This window comes from Alicyclobacillus acidiphilus NBRC 100859 (assembly GCF_001544355.1).
Classification (GTDB): Bacteria; Bacillota; Bacilli; order Alicyclobacillales; family Alicyclobacillaceae; genus Alicyclobacillus; species Alicyclobacillus acidiphilus.
In genome coordinates this window covers 1-9,498 of record NZ_BCQI01000091.1, presented here as the reverse complement: position 1 = coordinate 9,498, position 9,498 = coordinate 1, and the positions used below count along the sequence as shown (strand labels likewise).

The following is a 9,498-nucleotide window of genomic DNA, read 5'->3' as shown; positions in this document are numbered from 1 at the left end:
CCTGTCCCTTTCAACCTCGATTCCGTCGCCCTTCTCAATCAAGTTCCTGTTTTTCAGCAGTTTGAGCAGGATTGTTTCCACTTTTGCCTCGAAATCGTCCGAATGTGCCCCGTTTTTCATGTCTGTCATCACCAATTGGCAGATATATGAGCTAATGTTCTCTTTGCCCTTCAGCCATTCGTAAACGGGGAGGTACTCTTCTCTAAAACTGATGGATATTTTCGGGGATTTAGGCAAGGTTCTTCGCCTTCATGATGGCAAGGTACGACAGCACATTTCCAAACGAACCATTTGGATCGATGACCGCGTTGGGAAACTCCTCTTCAATTACCTCTTTCAGCATAATACTTCCGCCACCACTGAACACCATCTCATCGATGTTGGTAAATGTGATTCCTCGGCTTTTGGCGAAGCTGATGATCTCGTTCAGGTGAGATTTGAGCATACGACGGATGAGCATAGGGCTGTCTTCGAGCTTCTTGCCATTTACAGACAAATACCCGCGTTTTAGGATTACCTCCGCATCGTCCGCGCTTATGGTGACTCCGTATTCTGAGGTTAACGTCTCCGCTACTTTCGCTCTGAGCATGGCTATACCTTGATTGGAGAGAAAGCTCCCTGCCAAGGAAGGTCGGAGAGAGTCCACCTGACAGAAATTCACGTTTAGGCTTCCAATATCGAAGATGACACACCGTTTGTCGCGATATAGGCTGGAACTTGCGAACATTGGAGTCCCTTCAGGAAGTGCCAGCACAGTTTCGATTCGAAGTAGAATTGCGGGTCTGTTGTTGATTTTCAGCGATACAACCCGTTGGTCGTTTTGGATGAACTGCTCGAAACTCCTCTTCAGTTTGTCGTTCTTGTAGATAGATATTGGGGTGTTTAACGCGATACGCACATTTGCAATCCCCTGGCTGGCAAGACCAGCCTTCTCAATTGCAAGTCCACAAGCAAGTAGTACACAGGTGCGGTGGATGGGGTTTCGTTTACTGAGGTCATAGTCGAATTTCTCCTCGCTGTTCATGTCCCCCACGAGAAAGGTCTGACCTCCGAATTCTACGAGATAATTGTTCGGCTGAAGCTCCACCCCAAGATGTTCCACCTCCTGTACCAACGTGCGAAAGCTCATCTTGTGTAACTCGCCGTTAGAGTAGAACGCAAATTTGGTGAGTGACTTCCCAGAATCGCAAGCAAGGCTCAGCTCAGTCATATAAAAAACCTCCTCTTTGAATTAGTCCCTATATCATAGATGCTCGTCCGTACTTTGATTCGCAAAGACGCGGCGAATCGCGTTTGGGCAAGGCGAAAAACGCGAAAGTTCGTAGGTGTCAAGTGGGTGCGCTCCATTGAAGAACCCAAGCGGGGCAAGGGATCTGAGGGGCTTCGACGTGGTAGAGCAGAAAATCCATATGCACGAGTTGACAAATTTCGTAGTATGAACTCGCACCCGAAACGGAGGTGCAAAAACTACCAACGAGGAGGAGTCTGTATTGTTGTTGAGCAATGCAACCGCGATTCACACGGAGAGCATTCCAAATGAGATGAAGACCAGCTATCTAATGTCAAGCACTCTTTCGAGTTCTAAGAACCATGAAGGGAAGTGATTTTTAGGCGCATCTATATAAGCCTGTCAAAGACAGACGTGGTTTGAATGTTCAGTCGATTCGCCACCTTACGCCATTGGTTCGTATGGCTTCTTATCCCGCAGAACGGCATGAATGATGTACGTCATTTTGCGGGCGACAGCGCCCGTTGCAGCCAGGTGATGTTTCCCTTGGGCACGCTTCTGTTCGTAAAAATCCCTAAGGATTGGGTTGTGCATTTTGGCGACATTTGCAGCAAGCCAAATCGCCCGTCGTAAGTACGGTGAGCCTCGTTTGGACATTCGGTTGTGGGTTCCGGTAAATTCGCCCGAACTTCGCACCGTAGGGTCGATTCCGGCGAACGCAACGAGCTTGACGCCAGTTGGAAATCTGGAAATGTCTCCGATTTCACCGAGTATCGCAGCAGCAAGAACCGGACCGATTCCCGGAATCGTTACGAGATTGGTGTCCATGCTCTTTAGGCGTTTTTCTATCTCGGCGTCCAGGGATTCTAACTGTTCCTCTGTAAAGCGAATTTGCTGAAGAAGCAGGCGCAATTGTAGCCGATACGCATCCAGCGCTGTGTCAATGCCAAACGACGAGGCAGCGGCAGACTTGAGCTCCTCCGCCTTGTCCAGTCCGAGACGGTTCCGACTGTGTTTGGCCATGAAAGCCGCCAATTCTTCTGTATCTACGGCAAGGATTTCTTCCGGTGTTGTGTATTCCATCAACAATTCGGAGGATGTCTTGCCAAATAGGTCGGAGAACAGTCGCTCGTATTCGGGAAACAACATATCGAGCACACTGATGACTTGCCGCTTTAGGTCTGAAATGGAATCGACCAGACTGAACCGAAACCGGCTCAATTGCCGTAAAGCAACGATTTCGTCACTGCCGAGTTCTGTCGTGGTGTACCGTCCAAAGCGCAACACCTCAGCAATGATGAATGCGTCTTTCGTGTCATTTTTGGTCTGTCGAATGTACATGTTGCGAAATGCATCCGACTGAATGGGATTGATGACCTGCACCTTGACACCATGCTTACGGAGAAACGAGTGTAACGCCAACCAGTAGTGGCCTGTAGCTTCTAGAGCGACTTCTGTGGATGACAAATCGGGATCGACATGCTGCATCCACTGGATCAGCTTCTGGCCACCAGCCTGCGTGTTTGGAAAACGTAGTGTCTTGCCTTGACTCTGTCCAGCTGAGTCGATGATACAGGCTTCATGATGGCGTTTGGCAATGTCAATACCAACAAAATACACAGCACGTACCTCCAAATGGGTCGGAACCGCACAACCTTGCGATCTACAACCTAGTTTGAGATTCGAAGACAGGGGTCAACCCCTCCAACATCCAGCTCATTCGTAAACGCTCGCAAGGCGGGGACTACATTCTTTCTGTCGAGAACCAATGGTCCCAAGGAGGTGATCGTAGTACCCCGACCGCTACGAGAATTTTATCTCAAAACTCTTTGGAGTACGTAACATCAATATACTAGGAGGTGAAAGCATGGGTATGCTGGCGTGAGGGTGAGCGTGATGGGAAGATCACCAAAATCCCCACGAGTCCGTTTAACGGAAGGGATATCAATGTAACCGATCCATCCAACTGGATGACGTTTGACGAGGCAGTTAAATCCAGCAGAGCCACTGGCATCGCAGGAATTGGTTTTGTGTTTAGCCCGCAATATGGCTTCGTCGGAGTGGATATCGATCATTGTATCCATGAAGATGGAACCCTCTCTGCGTTAGCGGAAGAGATCGTTAAGACCTTGGGGAGTTATACCGAGGTTTCGGTGAGTGGAACAGGTCTCCATATCATCTGTAAGGGGACGTTGCCACCTGGACGAAAGAAGAACCAGGAACTTGGCGTGGAAATGTATTCCGAAGGACGATTCTTTACCGTCACAGGAGATGTATGGTCGGGCTATACGGACATTGAAGAGCGAACAGATGAGTTGGCTCGGATTCATAGGCTGTTTGTCGCGAAAGGAAAGGTGGAAAGCCAGGGCATAGGTAGCGAAGGTAAAGACCGAAGAGAAATCGCTCACGCCGATGTCATTGAGCAAATGCGGAGGGGGAAGGACGGTGATAGGCTGATTGACCTCTACCACGGTAATTGGCAAGGGCATTATCCGTCGCAGAGTGAAGCGGAAATGGCACTGATGAATGCGTTGGCATTCTACACTGATAGTGACCCAGAACTGATGGATACTCTGTATCGCGAGTCAGGACTCTATCGCCCCAAGTGGGATGCAAAACGTTCAGCAGATGGCAGGACGTATGGACAGATGACTATCGATAAGGCGATTGCGGGTACTGTGAACTGGAGTTCCTCGCAGAAGTCGATGTCAAACAAGAGCGTGACGATCGTCCATCGAGAACTTCCGCCTTGGTACGTTCGGGGGGAACGCGGCAACGTAAAGTTCGTCCCTGGCATTCTGGCGCAACATTTGAGCACCACCATCCCAGCGATTTATGCGGGGTCCAGCTACTATTTGTATGACCATGGGGTGTATGTCAAAACGTCGCGGGATCGAGTGAGACAAATCATTCAACAATACTTGAAGGTTGAATACATGCAACCAAGGCATCTGAACGATGTGTATGATCTGTGGCAGACCTATATCCTCCGTGATTTGGATGAACTGAACAGCGACGAAAACAGCCATCTGATCAACTTCAAGAACGGGATATACAATGTACGTACGAAGGAGTTTGTAGAGCACTCGCCGCAGTATCTGTCAACCATCCAACTCAATGCTGAGTATCGTCCTGACGCAGTGTTCCCCGAATTTCTCAAATTCCTGAGGCAAGCTCTCACGCCCGAAAACATTCAACTGGTTCAAGAAATACTGGGCTACCTGTTGGTTCCCTTCACCCAAGCACAGAAGGCGTTTCTGTTGTACGGACCGCCCCGTACAGGAAAGTCCACGTTTCTGCGGGTGATTGAAGACATCATTGGCAAAGCCAACATCTCCAACGTGCCATTGCAAGACCTGGATGGACGTTTCAAAACATCTCTCCTCCATGGAAAGCTGGTTAACCTCTTCGCAGATTTGCCCGCTAAACCCCTCCAAGACACTGGGTTTTTCAAGGCTTTGACTGGTGAGGATTCGGTGTTGGCTGAAGTCAAATATCAAGATCCGTTCAGTTTCTTTAACAAAGCTCGTATGATATTCAGCGCAAATGAGTTACCCAGAAACAATGTGGATCGCAGTGACGCATTTTACAGAAGGATTATTATTATTCCATTTGTAAATCGGGTAGAAATTGACAAAGTGGATTGGAGACTTAATGAAAGACTTTCGAAAGAAAAGGATGGCATCGTACAATGGGCGTTGAAAGGGTTGGAGCGTTTGATGCGTAACGACTTCAAGTTCAGTGAGTCGACGTCCAGTAAGGAGTTGATAACGCAATACAAAATCGACTCGGACAACGTACAATGGTTCATTGCGAACTATTGTGAGTTTTCTCCAGGCGAGAGGGTATACAACACACGTCTCTATAACGGATACCGAAATGCATGCATCAAGAATGGTATGCAACCCGTATCTAACATTGCGTTTGGTAGGGCACTTGAACAGCACCTTGGGTCCAAGATCCAAAAGATTAAGGAGTCGGGAAGTAAACTTACAGTTTACCAGGGCATCAAACTCCGCCCCCTCGCCTAACACCACGACTAAAATGACACCCGCGCATAGTGTTTGATATCCCAATTGGAATCACCTTGTAGCAAATACAACTGAATACATCAAAGAGGGCATGGTCATTCCATCAGAACGCTGATTGATGTGTACCATGTCCTTTTGATTTGTTGCTTCCATGCCACCCATGCCATCTACGTTAAACATCCACGCGGAGGGGGTAGGCATTTTGTGATGAATTTCGCTGTCATATCAAGGCGTGGGATGTTTATGGGTGTATTTTATCAATCATAAGTAGTAATGTGAAAATGGATAATAATGTATATATGTAAAAGTAAAATAGTTTGTGAGAAAAAACCTCCATAAGCCTCCCCACATTCAGAAAACAGAGTCCATCCCCCCACCTCGCCGCGTGGTTGCAATCACTCAAGCAGGGCAGAGTAGTCGGCATGGTCGGCGGCACACACGGGGAAGAGCGGTTGGGCGGCAGTTGGCGTGGGCGTGGGCGATCATGACGGTCATCAACATACATCGTGGCTTTTGACATGGGGAGTCTCATCATCGTTCTGTGCTGATGGCTTAATGGTCGCTTCTATCACCATTGTTGTGTGGAATAAAAGTCCTGTGCATTGAATCTTGAACTTGGATCTCCGAGTTTCGCGATCTCATAAACGGTAGGTGTCAATTCCATCGCGCGGCGATTGCAGATGCAGTATCCAATACAGCGAAAATCCTCGTGCGTACTCTGTGTTGCGGTCACAACAGCATAACCAGACAAAAGGAAAACGATGCCGCAGGACACTGATTTACCAGTAATCGCCGCTAACGTCACAGTGTTGCAATCCCGTTACCCCATAACTCCGCGCCATCCAACGACCTCCCCCTCCTCCTACACCAGCGATTTTTTCTATCTTCCCATGCTCAGACGAGGTAGAACACTTTTTGTGTGGTTGCCCTGCTTGACACCAACTATCATTGACTATAGAACAAACCACAACTTGAAGGGGGGTATGGGAAGTGGCGACAATCCAAAACATCAGGGAAAGGTTGGAACAGATTGAGCGAAGCCTGTTTCAACATTCAATTCACCCAATACCTTGCTCCGAGCTTTTACGATTGCGACAGGATGCACTTGATTTGAAAGAGGACTTTTTGAACAGTTCTTTTATAGGTGCAGAGACTATAGACGAATTGGAAGATATTCGATTCAGCATCTTGGAAGTCGAACTCAGTGCTCACATCTTTGCAAGTGAGGCGATGTATCAGAATACAGAGGAACCGATGCGGCGACTGAATGATTTGTACGAATCTGTGTCAGAGGGAGGAGGGAACCAGTGAGCCATAACGACAAAGACGACTTTATCGCAAGAGATTATCGGGCACTGACAGTTTGGCAACGATCCATGAAATTCTGTGAAGACATTTACGCCCTTACCAGGAAATTCCCAAAGCACGAACTGTACGCTCTGGGATCTCAGGGTCAGCGATCCAGTAGCAGTGTTCCCCTGAATATCAGTGAGTCCAATGCATTCCAGTTATATCCACGTAAACAAATGATGTTCCTTTCCAATGCACTTGGCTCCCTTCAAGAAACAAGATGTTTTCTGGAGTTGTCCTTGCGTCTCGGCTACATTGACGCAGATACTCACACCAAGCTGGACAAAGAATCAGAAGAACTAATCCGAATGCTGGTGTGCATGATCAAGAGAGTCAAATCGAAAATCGCTTAATTCCGTGTCCTTAACCTCCTCAATCTCAGCTTGGCTCCCTCGACTTTCTCGAACATATGTTCCATAATCGAAACAGGAGGGATCGGGAGTGGGGAAAAGCAGTGGATATGATACGGAGAGCATCTATTTTGACGATGAGGTTCTGTTTCATGAGACCGTCATGGAGTACATTACGCGGGAGAGTGAAGAGAAACTACGGAGCAAAGAGTATGGCTCGGATTTGCCAGGGGTTATGACCGAAGATACATTTAGATTACTGATGGAGACGGGAGAACCTATTAGTTGAAACAAAACTATCAGCATCGACAAATAGGGTGTTGACAGAAGTCGATATCCGTGGTAGATTTACTCCACACAGTGATTCATGAAGTTTTTTCCTCAATAGCAACACTTTGTATATTTGACTCCCTCTCATAGAGACCGCTAAAGCTGGTTTCGTCGAGAGGTGCGGAAGTTTTTACTTAGACAATTTAAATGCTTCGCCAATTGGTTCTACGGGTGTTTTATGCCCTTAGGACAATTGGAAGTCTAAGTAAAATTAAAGCACCTTTGGACAAAGCCAGCTTTTTTGTTTTGCCCATATCCAAAGGGAAGCTTTCAAACCCGTTCCTTGACAACTGAATAGCAAGGGATACCCAACGCCGCTCCCGTTCGGTATCCCTCGAACACATGGTTGGCACAAGGGGGAGGATACGAGTCACCTTCTTTCCCTTATGTCAACAAATCTAATTTGAGAGGATGAAAAGAATGATGACAACACGGATGAAGGCAAGCTTGGAGAAATCAGCATCCACCCTGAGTGTGACGTTGGCTGATGAAAAATTTCAACACATGGCTACGACGTTACAATCGGAAATGGACGAGTTGACAGTCCATCAACCTCAAATCGGTCTGGTCATCGAAAATATGAATCGGATTGCAACAGCTTTGGAACGAAGCCACAGCGTTAAGGCAATTCCACTGATTGACGTAGCCTATGATGAATGCCAACTGGTTTTGCAACAGACAGGTCGGCCTGTCGGCACAATCTACTATTACGATGTCGAAGATATGCTTGAAATCGATGCAGAAGAGGAAGCCGCGCACTTGGCGGAGTTTCTTGAAAGCCGTGCATCCAAGCGTCCGATGGGTTAAGAGGACATGTAAGATGGGCTGGTGGCTCCTCAGGCTATCTGCCCAAATGGAGTAACCAAAACCATTGATATAGGCGCATTGAAACAGTCAACAATGAGAAAGGGGAAGAGTTTCATGGGACAAGCTCAGACAGAGCAAAGAGTGACGGTCACGTTGGACAGACAACTCATCGACAAAATCATCGCATTCCACTGTTTCAATCGGCAAACCTACATTGAGTGGGACAAGTCACTTGACTTGATATGTGGAGTAGAAGAGAAGCTATACATGATTCTCCAAGATGCAAATGAAATCATCGAGACGGCGAAACGTGAGTTGGAGGGTTACTTCACTGACGATGAAGCAACTTTGCTGTTTGTGTGCTTATCGGATATGAGCCTGTGCTGGCATGACTGGGCTAAACCCGAAAGGGATATTCCCAACCTGCTTGAACGAAAGAAAAACAGGATTGTGCAATTCTATCATGGCGCGATCCCAATGGACACGGTAAGGAGGGTCTGCCAGAAGGCGGTACATCTCACGCCGACCCAATGCCATGCGTTGATCAAAATGTCACATGATATGAGGCACATGACGAAAGGTGACACATTGAGGTTCAGTAACAATGACATAGCTCATTACTTTCGAACCAGTGGTTTTCCAGGTGACGAAAAGTGGTATGAGATGGAGCTACGTTGACTGATACAAAGCTTTCAACAACACGAAGTCATGTGACTTGGGGTTGTAGAACATGGTCGAACAACCAAGGGTTTTGAACATAAGCGCTGAAGATGGGCTTCATGAGTTTCCTTACTAATACCAAGAATGAAGGAGCGGGTGCGATATGAGTTTAAACATGACTGAAACAGAAGCAATTCGGGAGCAATATGAACGGCGTTTCGACGCGTTGCACGAGAGGTATCCACAGTCAAAGATCGAGCTGGCAAACGCGTTTACCTTCCCTGAAGCATTGTTGATTTTGTGTTTGTGTTGCAAGCTACCATTTGTCTCATCCTCATTCGACCAAAATACACTAATCGATATCTATCTTGATTCAACAGAGTCGCGCAATGTGGACTTGGCACTGAGGACACTACAACGAAAATGCAAGCAACTAAATGAGTTTCAAACTTACGCTGTATTAGTAATGGCGCGTGAATGCCTCTGTTCACCAACAAATGGTGAGATTGAATCAGAAATGTGGCTGAAGGAGCGGGTAAGGCAAGTTTTCGGAATTAAGGATTCTGAATTGGCGTGATTATTGCTTGTCCATTGTACTCTCCAAGAGAGGAGCAAAGATCCCCTCTCCTGGAGAGTACTCCTACTCCCTAAACATCTTGACACAAGTTATGTAGAACGTGATCAGACAATAGAGACCTTACTGGGTTTCAGGCGATCTACTATAATAGGAAAAATTCAAAAA

Annotated in this window: 10 protein-coding genes; 7 read left to right on the top strand and 3 right to left on the bottom strand. The window is 47.1% G+C overall.

All coding sequences use genetic code 11. The annotated features are described in order from the left end of the window. From AAC01S_RS19790 to AAC01S_RS17260, 3 genes are all read right to left on the bottom strand, one after another. Window positions 1-237 (bottom strand): hypothetical protein (locus tag AAC01S_RS19790; RefSeq protein WP_217997859.1); only part of this gene is annotated, 237 nt, incomplete at its 3' end. Continuing rightward, window positions 230-1,210 carry a ParM/StbA family protein gene (locus tag AAC01S_RS17265; protein ID WP_067625409.1) on the bottom strand — a complete coding sequence of 327 codons (981 nt, stop codon included), beginning with the start codon at window positions 1,208-1,210 and terminating at the stop codon, window positions 230-232. The genes AAC01S_RS19790 and AAC01S_RS17265, both read right to left, overlap by 8 nt. 462 nt (window positions 1,211-1,672) lie before the next feature. Then, window positions 1,673-2,848 (bottom strand): IS110 family RNA-guided transposase, encoded by a 1,176-nt coding sequence (locus AAC01S_RS17260; protein ID WP_067625406.1) that lies wholly within the window; start codon window positions 2,846-2,848, stop codon window positions 1,673-1,675. A gap of 239 nt (window positions 2,849-3,087) precedes the next feature. Between AAC01S_RS17260 and AAC01S_RS17255 the strand changes: the two genes are divergently transcribed. From AAC01S_RS17255 to AAC01S_RS17225, 7 genes are all read left to right on the top strand, one after another. Continuing rightward, on the top strand, window positions 3,088-5,259 hold the full coding sequence (locus AAC01S_RS17255; protein WP_067625403.1) for a phage/plasmid primase, P4 family: 2,172 nt from the start codon (window positions 3,088-3,090) through the stop codon (window positions 5,257-5,259). A 990-nt stretch (window positions 5,260-6,249) separates the two neighbouring features. Beyond that, a complete protein-coding gene (locus AAC01S_RS17250; protein ID WP_067625400.1) occupies window positions 6,250-6,570 on the top strand; it encodes a hypothetical protein in 321 nt (106 codons plus the stop codon). Continuing rightward, window positions 6,567-6,962, top strand: a complete 396-nt coding sequence (locus AAC01S_RS17245) for a four helix bundle protein (RefSeq protein WP_067625397.1) — start codon at window positions 6,567-6,569, stop codon at window positions 6,960-6,962. Before AAC01S_RS17250 ends, AAC01S_RS17245 begins: the two co-directional genes overlap by 4 nt. An 88-nt stretch (window positions 6,963-7,050) precedes the next feature. After that, window positions 7,051-7,248, top strand: coding sequence for a hypothetical protein (locus tag AAC01S_RS17240; protein ID WP_067625395.1), 198 nt, complete (start codon window positions 7,051-7,053; stop codon window positions 7,246-7,248). Window positions 7,249-7,700: 452 nt separating this feature from the next. After that, complete coding sequence (locus tag AAC01S_RS17235; RefSeq protein WP_157071269.1) at window positions 7,701-8,096, top strand: hypothetical protein; 396 nt, start codon at window positions 7,701-7,703, stop codon at window positions 8,094-8,096. Between the two features lie 114 nt (window positions 8,097-8,210). Continuing rightward, window positions 8,211-8,774, top strand: coding sequence for a hypothetical protein (locus AAC01S_RS17230; RefSeq protein ID WP_067625389.1), 564 nt, complete (start codon window positions 8,211-8,213; stop codon window positions 8,772-8,774). A 145-nt stretch (window positions 8,775-8,919) separates the two neighbouring features. Beyond that, a complete protein-coding gene (locus AAC01S_RS17225; protein WP_067625386.1) occupies window positions 8,920-9,333 on the top strand; it encodes a hypothetical protein in 414 nt (137 codons plus the stop codon). Window positions 9,334-9,498: the final 165 nt, after the last annotated feature.